Here is an 18940-nt window from a genome sequence, read left to right as displayed (position 1 = left end):
TGTATACATATTGTGCACTTGGCGTGAATATGATAGCCTGAGAGTACAGCTAGGCGGTTTTGTGGAAGCGAAGCGGTGAATGCCGCCTGCATGAATTATACATCATTCATATCATCGGGAGCGTGAGTGTACAAGCATGTCGACGTTGCAGCGTTTGAAAGTAAGCAGCAATAAACGATTTCTAGTTCATGAGGATGGAACCCCGTTTTTCTGGCTGGGCGATACCGCCTGGGAGCTGTTTCACAAATTAAACCGTGAAGAAGCCGATCTGTATTTGCGCAATCGGGCAGAGCTGAAGTTCAACGTCGTGCAGGCAGTCGCGCTGGCTGAGTTCGACGGCGTTGCAACAAACTCCGCCTATGGCAGGCAGCCATTGAAGCGAAATGCGAGTGGCGAATATGATCCGACAATGCCTGATACGGATGGCAGTGATAACTACTGGGCGCATGTCGATGAGATTATTGATCTTGCGGCATCGTACGGACTCTACGTGGCGCTGCTCCCAACATGGGGAGACAAGTATCATAAGGCCGGGTTTGGCAAAGGGCCGGAAATCTTCAACGGCGAGAATGCCAAAGTATACGGGCGCTGGCTGGGCGAGCGCTATGGCAACCGAACGAACATTATTTGGGTGACTGGCGGAGACCGTTCGCTCCTGACACGCAATCATTTTGAAGTAAACAACGGGCTGGCTGCCGGTTTGCGAGAAGCCGTAGGTGATACGCAGCTTATTACGTTCCATCCGAGCGGCAACACTTCTTCTTCCTTGCATATGCATGACGAGACTTGGCTGGATTTCAATATGATCCAATCCGGGCACCATGAGCAGGTTCGGGAGAATTATAAGCATGTGAAGGGTGATTACGATCGGCTGCCAATCAAGCCTACCGTTGACGCGGAGCCGGCTTATGAAGATCATCCCGTCAACTTCAATGCGTCCCGCGGCTACTTCGACCAAGCGGACGTGCGGACAGGTGCTTATTACGGCGTCTTCGCAGGCGGCTTTGGCACGACATATGGCCACCACAGCATCTGGTCGATGACAACGGAGCCCGCGCCGTATTTCATTATGACGTGGCAGGATGCGCTGAATCGTCCGGGCGCGACGCAGATGCAGCATCTGCGCGCACTGATGGAATCAAGGTCGTTCCTGGACCGCGTGCCAGACCAAAGCTTGATTGCCGAGAATTACGAAGGCGCGAATTATATGGTCGCAACACGCGGCGAGAACTATGGCCTCATCTACAGCCCGAACGGGATTCCGTTTCGTGCTTCGCTTGGCAGCATCCCGGGCAGCCGTGTATCCGCGTCATGGTTCGACCCGCGCACAGGCGAATATAGCGCGATTGGCGAGTTCTCGAGCCTTGGCGAAGCTGCGGTCAAGTTCACGCCTCCGATCAGCGGTAGAGGCAACGATTGGGTGCTCGTGCTGACCGCATCCTAGGCAGCGCAGCACATCGCATATGAAGCAAAAAACCTTCAAATCCACCATGTGGGTTTGAAGGTTTTTTTTACATTGGCATTCGCTAGGGCAGGCTCCTCATGACAGCCGGCAGCGTAATGGTAACCGTCGTGCCTTTGCCGAGTTCACTTTCATAAGACAAGCCGTATGAAGTGCCATACAGAAGCTGAATGCGCTCATGAATGTTCTTGATGCCATAGCCATGAAACCCATCGGATGTCTCGGCGTCCAAGATGCGCAGAGCGGTCTCGGGGGGCATGCCAACTCCGTCGTCAGACACGCTGAAGACGACAATATCGCTCCGACGGAAGCCCGAGATTCGGATCGTGCCGGATTTGGCAGGGCTGCGCAGAATACCGTGAAGGATCGCGTTCTCCACAATGGGCTGCAGCGTGATCTTCACCATGAGCAGCTCCATCATGTCCTCGTCAACTTCAAGCACGAGCTGAATCTGATCCTGGTACCGCAGATTTTGCAGCATGACGAACGCCTGAACATGCTCCAGCTCATGCTTGATCGGAATAATGTCGTCCCCTTTGCTGAGGCCGATTTTGTAGAAGGTCGAGAGCGACTGGATCATGGTTTCGATCTCGGTGTTGCCGCTCATGACGGCGGACCAGTTGATCATATCAAGCGAGTTGTACAGGAAGTGCGGGTTAATCTGGGATTGCAGCGAACGCAGCTCCAGCGACTTGATCTTCTTGCCCGTCTCGAACCGATCTTCGATCATAGCGGCCATCTCGGTCACCATGTAGTTGAAATCCTGCGAGATTTGGCCGATCTCATCCTTCGACGATACCCGGATGCGCGTATGGAAGTTGCCGCTGGTCACATTCCGGATGTTCCTTGCCAGATGCTTCAGCCGAAGTGCGGTGGAGTTGAACCACAAGTAAGCGAGCAGGAAAGCGATGACGCCGGTCGCGAGCAGCATGAGAATCATATAGAAGCGAACATCGTTGCCGCTTGATTTGATTTCGTTGTACGGAATGACCGAGATGAATGTCCAATCCGTATTCGCAATCGTTCGAGATAACGTCAGGAAGTCCGCATTGCCCGCATGGATATCGCTGCTGTCCTGATCCGCGCGAGCGGCTTGCTCGGCGGCTTTGCGCAATTCGGTATTTGCCAGCAGATCGGGATTGCCCGAAGCGGTAATGACCTCCCCGCTGTCATTCACGATGTAAGATAGACCCGTGGACGTAACGTTAGCCTGCGCAACGATGTCCTTCACGACCGGCTCCCGCATATCGATGCGAATGACGCCGTCAGCGACGTTGAACGTTTTGAGCGTAATCCGTCTTGCAAGCGATATAATCGGAGTGCTGCCTTTCGTTTCTTCTGCGAACCGACTGGGCGGAATCCAGGTCACGACCGATCTGGAAGCCTTCAACCCCTCATACCATGGAAGGTTATCCAAATCCTTAAATACGAAGAACCGAATGTTATCGTACAAGTAGCCGGGAATGTCCCTCATGTAGAGCCGGACCTGCTGCACGTCGGAGTTATGTTCGATTTGGTTCATGAGCGTGATCAGATTATTCTGGTCGATATTCTGCTGGATATAATCATCGTCATAGATGGCTGGATTCACCGTAATGACGTCCTGCAGCGTCTTGTCGAAATAGATAATGTCCGTTGCATTAAGCAGGTTGTTCAGCTTGGTCTCGAGGTAAGTGGTCGATTGCGTGAGCGCGTTGCGAGACGTACGCTGCATGTTGTCCTCCATCTGTGAGGATACGCGCCAATAGGTCAGGCCTGTCAGCACGATGAGCGGCACGAAGATCAGGATCAGATAGGAGAAGAACAGTTTCGTCTTTATGCTGATTGTCATTTCTGTGCATTCTCCCTGTATTCGGAAGGCGTAATGCCCGTGACGCGCTTAAATGTTTTCGTGAAATATTTGGCGTCATTATAGCCGCTGCGCGCCGCCACTTCGACTAGCTTAACGCCCCGGTCAGCCAGAAGCTCCTTCGCCCGGTCGACCTTATAAGCATTCATATAGTCGTTAATCGTCTGGCCGGTGTCTTTCTTGAAAATCTGGCTAAGGTATGCGGGCGTCAGATGAAGATGCGAGGCAATATCGCTTATGGTGAAGCCGCCGCCCTGATAATGGCGCTCGATATACCGGATCGTCTCATGCACGACGCGGCTTTGCGCGCCGACGGAAGCGACAGCGTCGAAATAAGCACGCACCTCTGACTCCAGAAAGGCCAGCAGCTCGTGAAGCGTGCCGCTGTCCGCGACCCGGTGCCATAGATATTCTTCCTTGCGGCCTTCCAAGTAGCGGCCAAGAAATTTGTGCTGTGCTTCGGCGTACAGCGCGAGCAGCAGCTTGTAGAAGAGCATCTTCACGTCGTCGATCGACGCGGCGTGACCGCGTATTTCGCGGGAGAGCGCCGTTATGAACGGGAATACCGCGCTGTTGCAGGTGTGGACAAGCGGTCCGAACTCGCGCACGAGCTTGTCGGTTGGCAAGGCTACGCCGGCGGGCTGCTCCTCGAAGATGACGGCACGGCTGTTACCTAGGAAGGAAACCTGCTTCACCGCCGTAAGCGCTGTTTGATAAGAGCGATGCAGCTGTGCGGTTCCTCTTACCGGCTGACTGATGCCTGCGAACAACAAATGCCCCGATGTCTCGCCGCATCGACCGGCGAAGTCCGCTTTAATCCGATCAGCGGAGGCGCGCAGATCGTTCAAGCCGAGCGCCGGAGTCAGCAGCAAGTGTGCCACAAGATGCGTGCCATCAATCGTGCCGGACAAATACGTAATTCGCTGCCTGCCGAATTCATGCGCGAGCGCGTCATCCAAGCAGGCGCGGAGCGTCGCCGCTTGTTCCGCGGAACTGTCCGGCGCAAAGCCAAGGCGCAGATCAAATAAAACGCTTACATAATTGCCGTCTGAAGGAAGCCCGAAGCCCGAGTCAGCCAGCAGACGGCTCATATTCTCTGTATCGGGGCTGCCTAGGGCAAGATGAACGGCATAATCCCGCTGCAGCATGCCAATGCTCGTCGTAAGCTTGGCTGCCGATTCCGCAAGACGCTGGAACTGCTCCGCTTCCTGCCGGCAAGTTTCGGTTACGCTGCCAATGCAGCCTTTCAGCTCAGCGACGCTGATCGGCTTCTCGATAAAACTAACGGCTTTCAACTGAATCGCCGCTTTCAGATATTCCTTGTCGGCGTAGCCGCTAATGAAGACGAACTTGCAGCGCGGCAATTCGGCCTGTACACGCTGCGCCAGTTCAATGCCCGTCATCGTCGGCATCCGGATGTCGGACAGTATAATATCCGGCTTGAACGCAAGCGCGGTTTCCAGTGCGGTATGGCCGTCATCGGCCTCGCGGATTTCGCCGATTCCGTAGTCCGTCCAAGGCAAACACATTTTGAGCCCGTCCCGGGTCCGTTTCTCATCATCTACAATCAATAGGTTGAGCAAGCAGCAGACAGCTCCTTCCGGCATCATTCTCGTAGATTCACCATAGCAGATTCGGCGCCAATGCCACAACCAGAACGTTAAGCAGACTATAGAATAGTGCACCAAATTATAAAACCGCATCCTATTGTAAGTGCTTTCACCCTCCTATAATCAGGGTATAGCCAGTAACAACGACCTAGTAACGGAGTGTGCATAGCCTATGGTCCGCAAACGAAACATGCTGTTCTATCTTGTCCAAAATCGTTCTTTCCTGTTGATGATTCTACCTGCGGTGCTGTTCTTCGTCATGTTCTCCTATTTGCCGATGGCGGGCATTATCGTTGCTTTCAAGAATTTCCGCTTCGACCGCGGCATCTTCTTCAGCGATTGGAACGGCATCAACAACTTCAAGTTCCTGTTCCTCTCGGGACAAATCTGGAATATTTTCAAAAACACGTTCTTCTACAACGTGGCCTTTATCGTAACGGGTACCGTGTTCCAGGTCGGGGTCGCGGTTCTGCTCTCCGAGCTATCATCGAAGTTCATGAGCCGATTCTCGCAAAGCTTGATGTTTCTGCCGTATTTCATCTCCTGGGTTATCGTGGGCGCTTTCTTCTACAACTTGTTCAACTTCGATTACGGTCTCGTGAACACGGCGTTGAAAGCACTCGGCTTCGACCCTGTAGATGTGTACAGCTCGCCAGGCATGTGGAAGTACATCCTCGTCTTCTTCAACAATTGGAAGTGGATCGGCTACGGCTCGGTGCTGTATCTTGGTGCCATACTCAGTGTTGACGAAGAGATGTATGAAGCGGCGGATATCGACGGCGCGAACGTGTTTCAGAAGATCTTCCGCATCACGCTGCCGAATATCGTACCGACGGTCATTATCATGGTGCTGCTGCAGGTCGGCAATATTTTCAGAGGGGATTTCGGAATGTTCTATCAGTTGGTCGGCAACAACGGCAATCTATACGATGCGACAGACATTATCGACACGTACGTGTTCCGAGCATTATCCCAAATGGGCGACATTCCGATGTCATCGGCTGCGGCTTGCGTCCAGTCCGTCCTGTGCTTCCTGACGATTAGCGTCGTCAATGGCATCGTCCGCAAATTCAGCAAAGAAAACGCCCTCTACTAAAGGAGAACGGGATATGAAAGCAATCCAAATCGATAAGCTGGCACTGAACATTGTCGCATATGTCGTCATCGCTGTTGTCGCTCTGCTGTGCGTTATTCCGTTCATCATGGTGCTTGCAGGCTCATTTACTTCTGAGAGTGCCGTCATGACCAACGGCTACGGCCTATGGCCATCCGTATTCTCGGTCGAGTCCTATCGTGCCATTCTGACCGATCCGACTTCCTTGCTGAAAGCATACGGCGTTACGCTGTTCATTACGATAGTGGGTACGGCCGCAGGCTTGTTCATCACTGCGATGACGGCATACGTGCTCTACCGCAAGGATTTCCGCTACCGCAACAAGTTCGCCTTCTTCTTCTATTTCACGACATTGTTCAACGGCGGACTCGTTGCCTATTATCTGATTATGTTGAAATATTATCATATGAAGGACAGCTTGCTGGCTCTAATCGTACCGCTGCTGCTGTCCCCGTATTATATTCTCATTATGCGGAATTTCCTGAAAGCGGTGCCGGATGCTATCCCGGAATCGGCAAAGGTCGACGGGGCAGGCGAATTCACGATCTTCACTCGGCTCTGCTTGCCGCTCATGAAGCCGGCGCTCGCGTCGATTGGCATGTTTATCGCGCTGGGGTATTGGAATGACTGGTATCAGGCGGCACTGTTCATTGACGATCAGAACAAGTTCCCGCTGCAATACATGCTGTACAAAATGATCACGAACATTGAATTCCTCTCTTACGCAGCTGGCAACAACGGCATTCCGACGGTCGAGCTGCCGCATGAAACCGTGAAGCTCGCAATGACCGTCGTCTCGATTGGGCCAGTCGTGCTCGTTTATCCTTTCGTGCAGAAGTATTTTGTCAAAGGGCTGACGGTTGGCGCAGTGAAAGGGTAGCAAGTAGAGCACAGTAAACACATGAAAGTATGGCTTCTGGTTAATACCGTATAGCGGATTAACATACAGCAGATTAGAATGAACGAACATGAGGAGGTCAATCGGATTGAAGACGCAGACCAAGAAAGCGATTATGATCGGAACGCTTGCGCTTATCCTCGGCACAACGATGACAGCTTGCGGATCGAACAGCAACAATGGATCGAACAATGCGGCAGGCAACAAGAGCGCGAGCAGTGGGGACAATACGAAGGGGACGGGAAATAACGCGGCCAGTGATGGCAACGCTTCCGCCGGTACGAATACAGCTTCGTCCGGCCCGGATATCTCGAAGCATGTGAAGCTGACATGGGCAGCGCTTGGCGACCCGCCGAAGGACTTCGACACGGTAAAAGCCAAATTGAACGAAATGACGAACAAGGATTTGAACGCGGACGTCGATTTCGTCTGGATCGGCTGGGGCGACCTGGACAGCAAATATCCGCTTATGCTCATGTCCGGCCAGAACGTCGACATGATTTACACAGCTGGCTGGCTCGGCTACAGCGACAATGCGAAGAAGGGCGCGTTCACGGAGCTGACGAAAGACATGCTGGACAAGTACGCGCCAAACGCCGAGCAGAAGCTGCCGCCTGAGGCGTGGGCGAATGCGACCGTCGATGGCAAAGTCATTGCAGTACCGCGTAACTACCTCGAGTATCAAGATGCGGGACTTGCGGTACGCGGCGACATTATGAGCAAGGCTGGCATTACGGCTCTGACGAATCTCGATGATGTTGAGAAGTACTTGGCAGCAGCTAAGGAAACGGATCCGAAGATCGTTCCGTTCAACACAGGCGCGTCCGTTGGCGACTACCCGCTGACATCGTTCATTACGAAGAAGGAATCGCTTGTTTCCGTTCCAGGCTTGCCAGCGAACATGTTCATGTTCGATCCGCTGGAAGCGAAGCCGCAAGTGAGCTCGTCCTTCGACAATCCGGATCTGCTAGCTGCTTATCCGAAGATTCGCGATATGTTCCAGAAAGGCTACATCAACAAGAACGTATTGAACAACAAGACGCCTTCCCGCGATTCCTTCCAGTCCGGTCAATCGGCACTCGCTGCATACGGCGATAACCAGTTCCGCGATTCGTTCAACAGCATCAATTCGGCGCATCCCGACTGGAATGTCTCGTTCCAATCGTTCTCGCCGGAAGGCCCGTTCATTAAGCTGGCTTACGATTCCGGAATGATGGCCATTCCATCTGCATCGAACAATAAAGAGCGCGCACTTATGTTTATGGATAAGTTCTTCAGCGATCCGAACTATTACATGCTCATGATCTACGGCATCGAAGGCAAGCACTGGGAGTATACGGCGGACAAATCGCAGATTGAGGTTCCTGCCGGCACGGATCCATCTCTCTATCCGAAATGGCAGTATCCATGGGGCTTCGGCGACTGGGTCGGCTTCAACAAGCCGTCCACGACCGATTACCCGGATTACGCGAAGCATGTCCAGTACATGGCAAGCGTAGCGAAGGACAATCCATACGCCAACTTCAAGCCGAACACGGATTCCATCAAGAACGAAATTGCAGCTTTGAATAATGTGTTCATCAAGTATGGCGGCGCGCTTGCTTACGGAGCAGTCGATCCGGACGAAGCACTGAAGAAAGCGGCGGCTGAGCTCAAGGCAGCTGGTTATGACAAAGTGAAGACAGAGATTCAGAAGCAACTCGACGCATTCACGCCAGGCTCGTAATTAGCATCACATACGCACAGACGACTAGGGGAACTGCTGATGACGAATCGACAGTTCCCTTTTCGTATAGCTTCAATGGAAGCGCATTCATAAAGGTTGGTATAGGGAAGGGGGGAGTTGGGCGGCGCTATAGGCGTCCGTGTAGAAGAGAGGAAAACATAGTACTTATTTTGAATCGGAGGTGTTTATGTTCATGGTCCATTCTATTCGAGCAAGGAAATTAAGCAAGAGCATGCTCGTCATGCTGGCAACGATGCTCCTGACCAGCTTGTTTACCTTCACGCAGCAAGCTTCGGCAGCCGTACCAAGCCCATGGCAGCAACAGGACATCGGTTCGGTCGGCGTAGCCGGCTCCGGTGATTATGCGTCGGGTACATACACCATCCAGGCGTCGGGCACGGATATCGCCGGGACGGCCGACCAATTCCGCTACGTCTATCAACCGCTTAGCGGTGATGGCACAATCGTGGCTCGCGTCGCATCCATCTCGAATACGAGCGCGTGGGCGAAGGGCGGCGTCATGATTCGCGAAGCGCTCACGACCGGCGCGAAGCATGTATCGACGGTCATGGAGTATGCCTCTACATCCGGGGCACAGATGGTCAGCCGCAGCACCGCTTCAGGCAGTACGGCAACCGTTACGCAAACAGGCGTCGCAGCGCCATATTGGGTGAAGCTTCAGCGTGCTGGCAACGTGTTCACCAGCTCGATATCGAGCAACGGCACGTCTTGGACGCAGATCGGCACGGTGACGGTCTCCATGTCATCGAGCGTGTACATTGGCCTCGCCGTATCCGGCCAGAACAACACCGTACTGAATACGACAACAATGGATAACGTCACGGTGACGGCAGGCAGCAGCCCGACTTTCGTAAAGGGCATCAATCTGAACGGCGCGGCGACGACGATCGACGGCAACAGCTGGATATCGTATTCGTCCGCACTGAGCAGCGGTCTGACGGTTTCCAACGCCTCGACGTTCAGCGGAACTTACTCCTTCGCGTTGAATCCAACGCCGGATACCAATACGCAGACGATGCTCCAATCCGCCTTGTACCGCAGCGGTCCTGCGAACGGGCAGGGCTTCTCGCTTAATCAGACCATTGCGAACGGCTCTTATCAGGTTTATCTATGGACGCTTGAGAATTACCAGAGCAATTTCCGTAATGAGGACGTGAAGCTCGAAGGCACGACGGCTGCCACGGGGATCGGCGATCTTGCGCTCGGCAGCTGGGCGAAGTACGGGCCGTATAACGTGACGGTCAGCGACGGCGTGCTGAACATCGACATCTTGCGCTCGACCAAGGGCGATCCACAGCTCGCAGGCTTAGCCATCTTCTCGACGGGCGGCGGCACGGTTACTCCGCCAACCAACCGCAGCGGCTTGCCTTGGAAGTCCGGCGTATACCGCACGACGAACGATCAGGCTAATTGGACAGCGATTCAGAACTTCGAATCGTGGCGCGGACGGCTCGCGGACATTACGACTAACTTCCCGTACCGCTATTCGTGGGACATCATGACGGTGAGCGGAGCTTTCTTGAACGGCTGGCAGAACGCGCCATGGACGCCGACGTATGCCATGCCGATGTTCCCTGAGAACATTGGCGCGACATTCTCCGCCTGCGCGGCCGGCAATTACAACAGCAACTGGACGACCTTCGCGCAGAATCTTGTCAGTCACGGCCAAGGCGGCGCGATCATCCGTCTCGGCTGGGAGTTTAACGGCGACTGGTTCGCTCACTCCGTCACGACGGCGAACATGACCGATTGGAAAGGCTGCTTCCGTCAAGTCGCGTCTACTATTAAAGCGACTGCGCCGAACGTCAAGATTGACTGGAACGTCAACCGCGGACACGGCTTGAAGGCAGCAGGCGGTGCAGACCCGGCGCTCGTCTATCCGGGTGATGATGTTGTCGATTACATCGGCGTGGATAGCTACGATCAATGGCCGCCGGTGTTCGATGATGCTACGTTCACGAACAGCCATATAGGCGGGGCATACGGCCTGCAGCACTGGATTGATTTTGCGGTAGCGCATGGGAAGAAATTCAGCGTGCCGGAGTGGGGCCTCTACCACGGTGCAGCGCCTAACTATGGGAACGACAATCCGTTCTACATTGAGAAAATGTGGTCGTTCTTCAACAGCCTTGGCTCTACGCTCGCCTATGAAGCTTACTACGACGAGGATGTGCTGACGAAAGGCAATCTCTCGTACGGCAGCAACAATCCGAACAGCGCGCCGGTGTACAACTCGCATTGGTAATAGAATAGCCGGGATACGCCTCTCTATAGAGGTGTATCCCGGCTATCTTCATTGCTTCTGCGAACCCTCGATATGACCGTCCATCGCGCTCATTGCCTGCTCGAGTGCACCTGACAGATCACCTGCAAACCGCTCAATGACTTGAAGCTCCACAGTGCTATAAGGCACAATAAACTGCTGGAATTCTTCCTCCGCCATCTTGTCGTACTCAGCATAAGACTGATATACCTTCTGCCCTTCGGAAGTAAGACGGTAATGGACCTCTTTGAGATTCCCTTCAATGGTTACCCGCTCAATCCAACCACGAGATTTCAGTTTGGCACATATCTTGGTAATCGCGCCTTTGGTCAATTCCAGCTGAGCCGCAAGACCTGTCACATTAATGGACTCGGCAAGACCGACTTGCATGACGAGATGAACCTCTGCCCCCGTTAAGTCACTCGTCGTATTCGAGGCGCCCGATTGCTTCGCAAGAGCAAGCATCAGCTTCTGCTCCTTCGTATGATAATCTTCGATTACATGGAACAGCTTCTGAAGCCTCACATAAAGCTGTTTCTTCGCTTGCTCGTCCATCTAGCAGCTTCCTTTCTAGCACACGAATCCTTATTCGAGTCCTCTCCTGCCCGGCATCCAGAAAGGCTTCGTCTTCACCTGTCCGGCTTCCCACTGCAGCTCTTTCTTGAAGTAACGATGCAGCTCCGCGCATACCCTTCCGTCGCCGCCGACATAGACCATGCCTTTGCCCTTCGCCTGCTGCACGATCGGGCGGAGCTGTTCAATGAGCTGCTGGCTCGGATTCAGAGGCAGCTTGCTGAAGGAGAGCGGCGTACTCCCGCCCAGATCAGCGAAGAAGTCCTTCTCGTTATCCGCGTAGATGAAGCTGTGCACCTGCTTCTGAGCAGGCAGATGTCGCCGAATTTCGTACAGGTGAGCCAGCGCAGAGATATCACCGATCAGAATATAATAGTCGCTGCTGTCGCCTTCATTCACAGTAAATCTACCCTTTGGCCCAGAGTAGTAGACCGCGTCTCCGACGTTCACGCGTTCCGCCCAGCTAGCACCAGCACCAGCAGAGAATGTGCTGACAGCCATATCTATCGTCCGCGCCGTGGCATCGTAGTTCCAGACCGAGTAGGTTCGAATCATGTCCATGAATTTGGCATCTTGATCGAGGCCAACGAGGACGCGTAGAAACTCGCCGGGCGTATAAGCAAATTCCTTCGTACCCTTCAGTTGCATGGAGATTAGATACGTATGCTCGGCGATTTGCTTCTTCTGCACGACAACAGCCTCGTGTGAGAAACGTTTAGCCATATTTTCAATAAATCCCATGGGGGATCAACTCCTCGTCGTATTATTGTTTCCTAGGAAATAATATAGCATGCATGATGAATAGCGACAATGGAAGAAAAAAGCCGGAGCTGCCTTTACGAATAAAGGTACCCCGGCCCTGATAGGCTGCGCATGATTAGAATAGTCCAAACCGTTTCTTGCAGCTGTTCTTGCGATCTACATCAATAATATCGGTAACGCCTATTTTCGAGAGCTTATCGAGCAATGCATCGGCGCCATGCTTCAGCTTATAGTCCATTTCTTCCGTATACAGCGGGATCAAATTAAAGAAATGCACCTCTTTCTCAGGTGAGAAGGGGAGTGTGAAAAATTCATTTATCTCTTTGATCGTAGCAGGAACATAGAGCATCATTCCAGTAAGCTTGGTGTTAGCGGCATAGCGCTCAGCTGGATTGCCGTTTGGAATTGTGTGCGCCGCGTACAACCAGGTTTGATGTTCATGTGGCAGCCGTGCTAAAGTTTTCAAGCTGCGTACAGGCCAATAGTTCTCTTCCTTGCGAAACCCTTCCTCGGACACATCCCAATCAGGCGGCAGACAGATCATTAACTCGGCATAACGATATGCTTCGGCTCCTGCTGGAACAGTCATCGGTTTGTCGCTCATCCCACAAGTAACAAGTGTGTAGAAGTTGCGCTCTTTCGTTGGCGCTATAATAAGAATATCGATATGGACCAGGTCGGAGACCACCTCATGAAACACGGTTTGAACGGGTCCAATATGTTTCTCGACATGCTCGGTGATTCGGTCGATCGTATCTTCATTTCCGTGTGCGGGTACAAGTTCACGTTCTTTGGCATCGTGACGATAGATGGGCTGCCCCGAAGGGGATACTTCTTGTTTACTCATAATAAGCCTCCCAAAGTAGAAAATATGATAGCTAGCTCTTCACTAAACTCGCCCAAGACGTCACGCGGTTGCGTCCGCCTGTCTTGGAGGCGTAGAGCGCTTGATCGGCCTTGTCGATCAGCGACTTGTCGGTATCTCCAGCGGCTACGGTGGATACGCCGATGCTGATCGTAATGCGCTGCTCGCCGCATGGCGTGGCAGCAGCTGCCTTGCATATCCGCTCGGCCATGCGGAGCGCTTCTTCGTCGGCCACTCCTGGCACGATAATCACGAATTCCTCGCCGCCGTACCTTGCAACGATATCTTCCTCGCGCGATTGCGATTTCAGCAGCTGCGCTAGGCTCGCCAGCACCAAGTCGCCGACAGGATGTCCATACGTGTCGTTAATCGACTTGAAATGATCAATATCGACGATGAACAGGGAGAACACCGTCTGTGTTCGCTCGAATAGCGCGATATTCATCTGCAGACTTTCACCGAAGAACCGCCGGTTCCGAAGCCCAGTCAGAGGATCTGTCGAAGCCAGTGCCTCAAGTCGGTCGTTGAGCTCCAGCAGCTCCTGCTGCTTGATCTCGTATTCGGCATGCAGCCGCTCAAGCTCCAGGTTCGCTTGATGCGTCGCCTGATAGAGCTCCTCTAGCTTAGCTTTGGTCTGAAGCACATCCTTCTCATGCTCGATCCGCTTCGTCATCTCCAGTACAACGCAGTCGATAACCTGCTCTCCATCCCGTTCCTGCCGAACCCCGTTCAGAAGCACTGGCACATCCCTTTCATCGATCGTTCGGATGGAGAAATACATCTCGTTGACATGCCCGTACAATTGGATAAACGGATAGAAATACGTATGGAAGAACAGCTTATTCGTCACGGACATGACGGATTCGATATGCCGGCCGGTCAGCTCATCCCGTTCATAACCGAGCATACGCAGCATCGTGGCGTTCACCGATTGCAGAATACCGGCGCTGGATATTGAGAAATAACCGCAAGGGGCGTAGTTTAGCTTTGCGTCCATCTTGGCACCGCCTCTCTCAAGCAGCGTCTACACGCTGGTCAAATATTGCTGGATCATGCTTGTCGTTTCAATTGGATGGCTCAGATGCGGATAATGGCCTCTCGCTTCCAGTTGCAGCAGGGTGCTGTTCGTCAGATGGGCATGCAAATAGTTGCCGACCTCGATAGGCGCGATGCTGTCATGCGAGCATTGTAGAATTAAAGCAGGAATGGTCGATTGCGACAGCGCTTCGCGGTAATCGCACAGGAAGGTTACTTCCGCGAATTGCCTCGCAATATGCGGATCTCTCGAGCAGAAGCTCTGCTGAAGCTCGTCCGTCAGCTCCTTGCGGTCCGCATTCTGCATGGCGACGGGGGCCATGTAGCTGGCCCAGCCGATGAAGTTCATCTGCATCATCTGGAGGAGCTCTTCGATGTCGCGCCGATCGAAACCGCCGTAATATTCGGGAAGGTCGTTCATATATCGCGGAGATGAGCCCACCATGATGAGCCTTGCAAAAGAAGCCGGGTTGCGATTCGAAGCCAGCATCCCGATCATGCCACTTACCGAGTGACCGACGAAGATGACATCGCGCAGCTGAAGCGTCTCGATGATGTCCAGCACATCCTGTGCATAGCCTTGGAGATCGTTATATTTATCTGGATTATAGCAGTCAATATGGGAGTTGCCCGAGCCAACATAGTCGAATAGGATGACGCGGTAGTCCTCTTCAAAGTGAGGGACCAGGTGACGCCACATCGTCTGATCGCAGCCGAAGCCGTGAGCGAAGATGATCGGCTGCTCGCCTTTGCCTGATAGATGCACATTGTTGCGTGCTAGGACGTCGTTTGTCATAGGAAGTACCTCACCCTCGAATAAATAAATAAGCATTTCCTGTATTTAGGGGATGCTTATCGTTATTATACCTGATTGGCGCTGCTAGGGAATGTCCAATCTACGAAAAATGACGAGTATAGTCGAATGAAAGAAAGCATCCGTTTGAGATTACGAAGGACGGCCAAGCTAAAGTGCTGCACCTCTGGGCGCATAGGCGAGTATCTTAGTGTGATACCACTAGCGAAGGAGATATGGGCATGGGATTTTTCGTAAAAGCAGAGAAGAATGTGAACATATACGTAGAAGACATTAACCCGGAAGGCGAGAAAACGATTCTATTCATTCACGGCTGGCCGCTGAACCATCTTCAGTACGAGTACCAATACAATGTGCTTCCAGGTGTTGGATTCAGGTGCGTCGGCTTGGACTGGCGGGGATTCGGCGAATCGGACCGTCCATTCCACGGCTACAATTACGACAGGCTGGCGGATGATGTTCGCGCAGTTGTGGATGCGCTGCAGTTGAAAGATGTGGTACTCGTCGGGCACTCCACAGGAGGCGCGATCGCCATTCGGTACATGGCGCGACATCAAGGCCATGGCGTATGCAAGCTTGTGCTTCTCGATGCAGCTGCGCCGGACAGCGTGCCGAAGGATATTGCGAATAAGTTTATTACCGATTCGCTGAACGATCGTCCGAAGATGCTTCGGGACGTTACGGATTTGTTCTTCTTCCAATACCAGAGCGGGCCGATGACGGAGTGGTTCTCCCAGCTCGGGCTTGTCGCTGCGGGCTACTCGACAGCGGCGATTATGGCGATGCTGCGGGATGAGAATGTGAGCAGCGATCTAAGCAAGATTCATGTGCCAACGCTTATCGTCCACGGTACTCATGATAAAATCGTGCCGTTCAGCCAAGGGGAGAAGACGCATAGCATGATTGCGAATTCGCAGTTCGTACCGTTCGAATTTAGCGGACACGGTGCTTTTATAGAGGAACGTGACAGGCTGAACCAGCTGCTAATCAAGTTTATTGGCGAGCAGTGAGCTTGCAAGACAGTATGCAAATATACAGAAGCTGCAAGTTCTCGAGAGGGAACCTGCAGCTTTTGTCGTTTATACCGAATTGGACAACTGGGGAAATTTTGCTCATGAATTAATTGACAATGATAATCATTATCAATTAATATGAGTGATGAGAACCGGAATGGGGAGTGTTAGCGGTGGCGAATATACTCATGATCTATGCCAGCATGACTGGCAATACAGAAGATATGGCAGACCTGATTGCAGAAGGAATTCGAGATGTTGGCGGGGTGATTACGATCCAGATGGTGATGGACACTTCGGCGGCGTCGCTAGCAGATTATGATGGTGTTATTCTCGGTGCGTATACATGGGGAGACGGGGAGCTGCCGGATGAGTTTCTTGGCTTCTATGAAGAGATGGATCAGCTGCAGCTTACCGGCGTGAAAGCCGCTGTATTCGGCTCATGCGATTCTAGATATTCCGAGTATGGAGCGGCAGTTGATCTGTTAATGGACAAATTAAAGCAGATCGGCGCCGACGTCGTGCTGAACGGACTTAAGATAGAATTTGCGCCAAGTGGAGATGAGCGAGAGGTGTGCAAGTATTTCGGGCGTCAATTCGCTGCATGCTTCGCGCAGGAAGGAAAGGTGCATTAACATGGGCTTACTTTATCAGATTTACATATCCCGAACTGAGAACGCGGATCAAATCAATGTAGCAGAGACTTTAGAGGATAGGGAGCTCGAGCTGGAGCAGATGGAGCCTCCTCAGTTGATCGATCTGTTGAAAAAGTTAAAAATGGAATAATTTAGAGTGGTCGATAACCGATTGCAGGGAGCATAATGGAAATTCATTGTTGGGTATAGTAATGGCGGTAGCGAATGCCGACTTATATCCAATCAAGGAAGGTGCTTACTGTATGGAGGAGAATTACCGCGCTCAACGGCCGAGAGGAAGAAATCCGCTTGCATCGGCTGCTAAATGGTTAGGAATCGTAGTGCTTGCACTTACCGTCATGGTGAGCATGCCGGATGTTGGCTCAGCGATTGGCAAAGGCGCTCGCGGGCCGGATGTGTACGTCATCCAAGGGATGCTGAAGTCGCTTGGTAGTTATGCAGGCCCGATTAATGGGGTCTACAATACGAGTACAGTTCGCGGCGTCAAGTATTATCAGAAGACGCATGGTTTGCCGGTGACGGGTAATGTCGACAAGCGCACGATGAAGTCGATGGTCTATGCCTATGAGAGCAAGAAGTCCGGAGCGAAGGCGCAGATGCGCGCGAAGAGCAGAGGACAGGCGAAGAATCTAGGACGAGGTAAAGGCGCTGGCGGAGGTCGTGGCGCAGGTAAAGGCGGAGGCTTTGGCGGCGGAGCAGGAAGCGGTCAAGGTGCAGGCCAAGGCGGCGGAGCGGGAGGCGGTCAAGGCGGAGGCAATGGCGGCGGAGCAGGAGGCGGCCAAGGCGGAGGCAATGGCGGCGGAGCAGGAGGCGGTCAAGGCGAAGGCAATGGCGGCGGAGCAGGAGGCGGCCAGGGCGGAGGCTTTGAAGGCGGCAAAGGCGGAAGCCAAGGCGGCGGCACAGAAGACAACCAAGGCGGCAAAAGCGACCAAGGTGGCAAAAGCGATCAAGGCAAAGGCGGAAGCCAAGGTGGCGGCAATGGATCGGGCAATAACGCTCCAGGAAACAATGCTCCAGGAAACAACGCACCAGGAAACAACGCGCCAGGTGAAAATGCACCTGCACCGCAGGAGAATGCAGAAGGCAGAGGACGCTAATCACCTCATAATAAAGAGAGAGGACCAGGCCATTCATGGCCTGGTTCTTCTTTTGTAGAATTGCGATGTCATGTTCGCTTACTGAATGATTGTCTGTTTAACTGCTGCCGTAGCTTGCGGCGCATGTTTACGGATGAGGGCGATCTGGCCTGCATGGATGCCGGTATGATAGATGGCGCGGCCGAGCGCTTCGCGCGGTGTTGACGGTCCGATCTTCGAAGTGATCTCGATGTCCCATAGGTCTTCCGGAAGCTCGCTCATTGCCTCCGTAAGATAGGCATCAGCCGCTGCGGAGAAGGCGATTGACGCTTCGAGCCGGAACGCCTCAGGATCATGGTGATCGGTTTTACCGCTTGCCAGATATGTAATGTCTTCTGGTACGCTGCGACCGAAGAACCAATCGGCGAACATGTACTCGACCTCCGCATTATGGCGAATCATATGCGTAATTTTAGCCGATTCCGGCGTCATTGCCATGTGGAGCTCTTCTTCGTTCAAGCTTTCCACCATCTTCTGAAAGCGATCGCGGACAACCCGCCAGATCGGCAGCACAGCTTCATAATTCATCGTACATACACTCCCTTCTGTTATTTATCTTTGCGGTCAACGACGACATGCTCGAATCGCTCGCCGGACAGATCGACATCGAACGCCTGGCCGAATCCAACGACGTAGCGGCCGCTTGATGGCGTCAGCTCGAACAGCGAGAAGTCGAGCCCGCGCAGCATACCCATCATTTTGTCGCCAAACCGTTCATCGAACATAGCGAAGATCTCCTCGTACCCTTCGTTGCCAAGATTCTGCGACTCGCACACCCAGCGCGCACGTTCACGGGCGAACACATTCGGCGAAGCGGATTCATCGCCGATGAGCATGACATGGATATGTGCATTGTTCTCGACATAACGGTAATGGTCCGAAATACGGCTAATATAGATATAGAGCTTGCCTTCTGTCTGGACGAATGGCGCGTAGCTGACGAATGGCACGCCTTGCTCGTCCTGCGAACTGATTACAAGCGATTTGCGGCTATTTACGAACGATATATACCGTTCTTTGAGCTCCTCGGTATTCGGTTGGTTCAAAAATAGTTCCCCCTCGGCCTATTCTAATTAATATTGATAATCATTATCAATAAGACCAGCTTCATCATCATAACCTACCGAAATAGGGAATTCAAGG

At 52.9% G+C, this 18940-nt stretch carries 17 protein-coding genes; 8 read left to right on the top strand and 9 right to left on the bottom strand.

Features of this window, described 5'->3' with window-relative positions; genetic code table 11:
* The first annotated feature begins 136 nt into the window (after positions 1–136).
* Positions 137–1444, top strand: coding sequence for a glycoside hydrolase family 140 protein (locus AC0YNX_RS27270; RefSeq protein WP_475818861.1), 1308 nt, complete (start codon positions 137–139; stop codon positions 1442–1444).
* A gap of 82 nt (positions 1445–1526) precedes the next feature.
* On the opposite strand, the gene AC0YNX_RS27265 is transcribed toward AC0YNX_RS27270, so the two are convergent.
* Both AC0YNX_RS27265 and AC0YNX_RS27260 read right to left on the bottom strand, forming a co-directional pair.
* Positions 1527–3293 (bottom strand): cache domain-containing sensor histidine kinase, encoded by a 1767-nt coding sequence (locus AC0YNX_RS27265; protein WP_475818860.1) that lies wholly within the window; start codon positions 3291–3293, stop codon positions 1527–1529.
* Positions 3290–4996 (bottom strand): response regulator, encoded by a 1707-nt coding sequence (locus AC0YNX_RS27260; RefSeq protein WP_475818859.1) that lies wholly within the window; start codon positions 4994–4996, stop codon positions 3290–3292. The genes AC0YNX_RS27265 and AC0YNX_RS27260 overlap by 4 nt, the downstream gene beginning before the upstream one ends.
* Positions 4997–5093: 97 nt before the next feature.
* Between AC0YNX_RS27260 and AC0YNX_RS27255 the strand changes: the two genes are divergently transcribed.
* From AC0YNX_RS27255 to AC0YNX_RS27240, 4 genes are all read left to right on the top strand, one after another.
* Complete coding sequence (locus AC0YNX_RS27255; protein WP_475818858.1) at positions 5094–6017, top strand: ABC transporter permease; 924 nt, start codon at positions 5094–5096, stop codon at positions 6015–6017.
* Between the two features lie 13 nt (positions 6018–6030).
* Positions 6031–6915, top strand: coding sequence for a carbohydrate ABC transporter permease (locus AC0YNX_RS27250; protein WP_475818857.1), 885 nt, complete (start codon positions 6031–6033; stop codon positions 6913–6915).
* Positions 6916–7021: 106 nt separating this feature from the next.
* Complete coding sequence (locus AC0YNX_RS27245; protein ID WP_475818856.1) at positions 7022–8659, top strand: extracellular solute-binding protein; 1638 nt, start codon at positions 7022–7024, stop codon at positions 8657–8659.
* A gap of 193 nt (positions 8660–8852) precedes the next feature.
* Positions 8853–10925: a hypothetical protein gene (locus AC0YNX_RS27240; RefSeq protein WP_475818855.1), complete on the top strand. Its 2073-nt coding sequence runs from the start codon at positions 8853–8855 to the stop codon at positions 10923–10925.
* 48 nt (positions 10926–10973) lie between these two features.
* Here AC0YNX_RS27240 and AC0YNX_RS27235 read toward each other — a convergent pair whose 3' ends face one another.
* From AC0YNX_RS27235 to AC0YNX_RS27215, 5 genes are all read right to left on the bottom strand, one after another.
* Complete coding sequence (locus tag AC0YNX_RS27235; RefSeq protein WP_475818854.1) at positions 10974–11498, bottom strand: MarR family transcriptional regulator; 525 nt, start codon at positions 11496–11498, stop codon at positions 10974–10976.
* A 30-nt stretch (positions 11499–11528) separates the two neighbouring features.
* Positions 11529–12257 (bottom strand): siderophore-interacting protein, encoded by a 729-nt coding sequence (locus AC0YNX_RS27230; protein WP_475818853.1) that lies wholly within the window; start codon positions 12255–12257, stop codon positions 11529–11531.
* A 136-nt stretch (positions 12258–12393) separates the two neighbouring features.
* Positions 12394–13125, bottom strand: a complete 732-nt coding sequence (locus AC0YNX_RS27225; RefSeq protein WP_475818852.1) for a suppressor of fused domain protein — start codon at positions 13123–13125, stop codon at positions 12394–12396.
* Positions 13126–13156: 31 nt separating this feature from the next.
* Complete coding sequence (locus tag AC0YNX_RS27220) at positions 13157–14140, bottom strand: sensor domain-containing diguanylate cyclase (RefSeq protein WP_475818851.1); 984 nt, start codon at positions 14138–14140, stop codon at positions 13157–13159.
* Between the two features lie 27 nt (positions 14141–14167).
* The gene (locus tag AC0YNX_RS27215; RefSeq protein WP_475818850.1) at positions 14168–14974 is read right to left on the bottom strand and encodes an alpha/beta fold hydrolase; all 807 of its coding nucleotides are present in this window, start codon (positions 14972–14974) and stop codon (positions 14168–14170) included.
* A gap of 239 nt (positions 14975–15213) precedes the next feature.
* Here AC0YNX_RS27215 and AC0YNX_RS27210 point away from each other — a divergent pair, with 239 nt between their 5' ends.
* The 3 genes from AC0YNX_RS27210 (at position 15214) to AC0YNX_RS27200 (ending at position 17758) form a co-directional block, all read left to right on the top strand.
* Complete coding sequence (locus AC0YNX_RS27210; RefSeq protein ID WP_475818849.1) at positions 15214–16002, top strand: alpha/beta fold hydrolase; 789 nt, start codon at positions 15214–15216, stop codon at positions 16000–16002.
* A 176-nt stretch (positions 16003–16178) separates the two neighbouring features.
* Positions 16179–16640 carry a flavodoxin gene (locus tag AC0YNX_RS27205; protein WP_475818848.1) on the top strand — a complete coding sequence of 154 codons (462 nt, stop codon included), beginning with the start codon at positions 16179–16181 and terminating at the stop codon, positions 16638–16640.
* A gap of 212 nt (positions 16641–16852) precedes the next feature.
* Positions 16853–17758, top strand: a complete 906-nt coding sequence (locus AC0YNX_RS27200; protein WP_475818847.1) for a peptidoglycan-binding domain-containing protein — start codon at positions 16853–16855, stop codon at positions 17756–17758.
* A gap of 78 nt (positions 17759–17836) precedes the next feature.
* Here AC0YNX_RS27200 and AC0YNX_RS27195 read toward each other — a convergent pair whose 3' ends face one another.
* Together AC0YNX_RS27195 and AC0YNX_RS27190 are read right to left on the bottom strand one after the other, a co-directional pair.
* Positions 17837–18325 carry a DinB family protein gene (locus tag AC0YNX_RS27195; RefSeq protein ID WP_475818846.1) on the bottom strand — a complete coding sequence of 163 codons (489 nt, stop codon included), beginning with the start codon at positions 18323–18325 and terminating at the stop codon, positions 17837–17839.
* A 20-nt stretch (positions 18326–18345) separates the two neighbouring features.
* A complete protein-coding gene (locus AC0YNX_RS27190) occupies positions 18346–18843 on the bottom strand; it encodes a HugZ family pyridoxamine 5'-phosphate oxidase (protein ID WP_475818845.1) in 498 nt (165 codons plus the stop codon).
* Between the last annotated feature and the right edge of the window lie 97 nt (positions 18844–18940).

This window comes from Paenibacillus sp. J31R98 (genome assembly GCF_056269245.1).
The sequence above is the reverse complement of the archived record's forward strand: the minus strand, read 5'-3'. Positions and strand labels throughout refer to the sequence as shown.

Coding starts and splice junctions, on each gene's coding strand:
- AC0YNX_RS27200 (WP_475818847.1), top strand. CDS start 16,853: ATGGCGGTAGCGAATGCCGACTTATATCCAATCAAGGAAGGTGCTTAC.
- AC0YNX_RS27240 (WP_475818855.1), top strand. CDS start 8,853: ATGGTCCATTCTATTCGAGCAAGGAAATTAAGCAAGAGCATGCTCGTC.
- AC0YNX_RS27195 (WP_475818846.1), bottom strand. CDS start 18,325: ATGAATTATGAAGCTGTGCTGCCGATCTGGCGGGTTGTCCGCGATCGC.
- AC0YNX_RS27250 (WP_475818857.1), top strand. CDS start 6,031: ATGAAAGCAATCCAAATCGATAAGCTGGCACTGAACATTGTCGCATAT.
- AC0YNX_RS27220 (WP_475818851.1), bottom strand. CDS start 14,140: ATGGACGCAAAGCTAAACTACGCCCCTTGCGGTTATTTCTCAATATCC.
- AC0YNX_RS27225 (WP_475818852.1), bottom strand. CDS start 13,125: ATGAGTAAACAAGAAGTATCCCCTTCGGGGCAGCCCATCTATCGTCAC.
- AC0YNX_RS27215 (WP_475818850.1), bottom strand. CDS start 14,974: ATGACAAACGACGTCCTAGCACGCAACAATGTGCATCTATCAGGCAAA.
- AC0YNX_RS27265 (WP_475818860.1), bottom strand. CDS start 3,293: ATGACAATCAGCATAAAGACGAAACTGTTCTTCTCCTATCTGATCCTG.
- AC0YNX_RS27270 (WP_475818861.1), top strand. CDS start 137: ATGTCGACGTTGCAGCGTTTGAAAGTAAGCAGCAATAAACGATTTCTA.
- AC0YNX_RS27230 (WP_475818853.1), bottom strand. CDS start 12,257: ATGGGATTTATTGAAAATATGGCTAAACGTTTCTCACACGAGGCTGTT.
- AC0YNX_RS27210 (WP_475818849.1), top strand. CDS start 15,214: ATGGGATTTTTCGTAAAAGCAGAGAAGAATGTGAACATATACGTAGAA.
- AC0YNX_RS27235 (WP_475818854.1), bottom strand. CDS start 11,498: ATGGACGAGCAAGCGAAGAAACAGCTTTATGTGAGGCTTCAGAAGCTG.
- AC0YNX_RS27255 (WP_475818858.1), top strand. CDS start 5,094: ATGGTCCGCAAACGAAACATGCTGTTCTATCTTGTCCAAAATCGTTCT.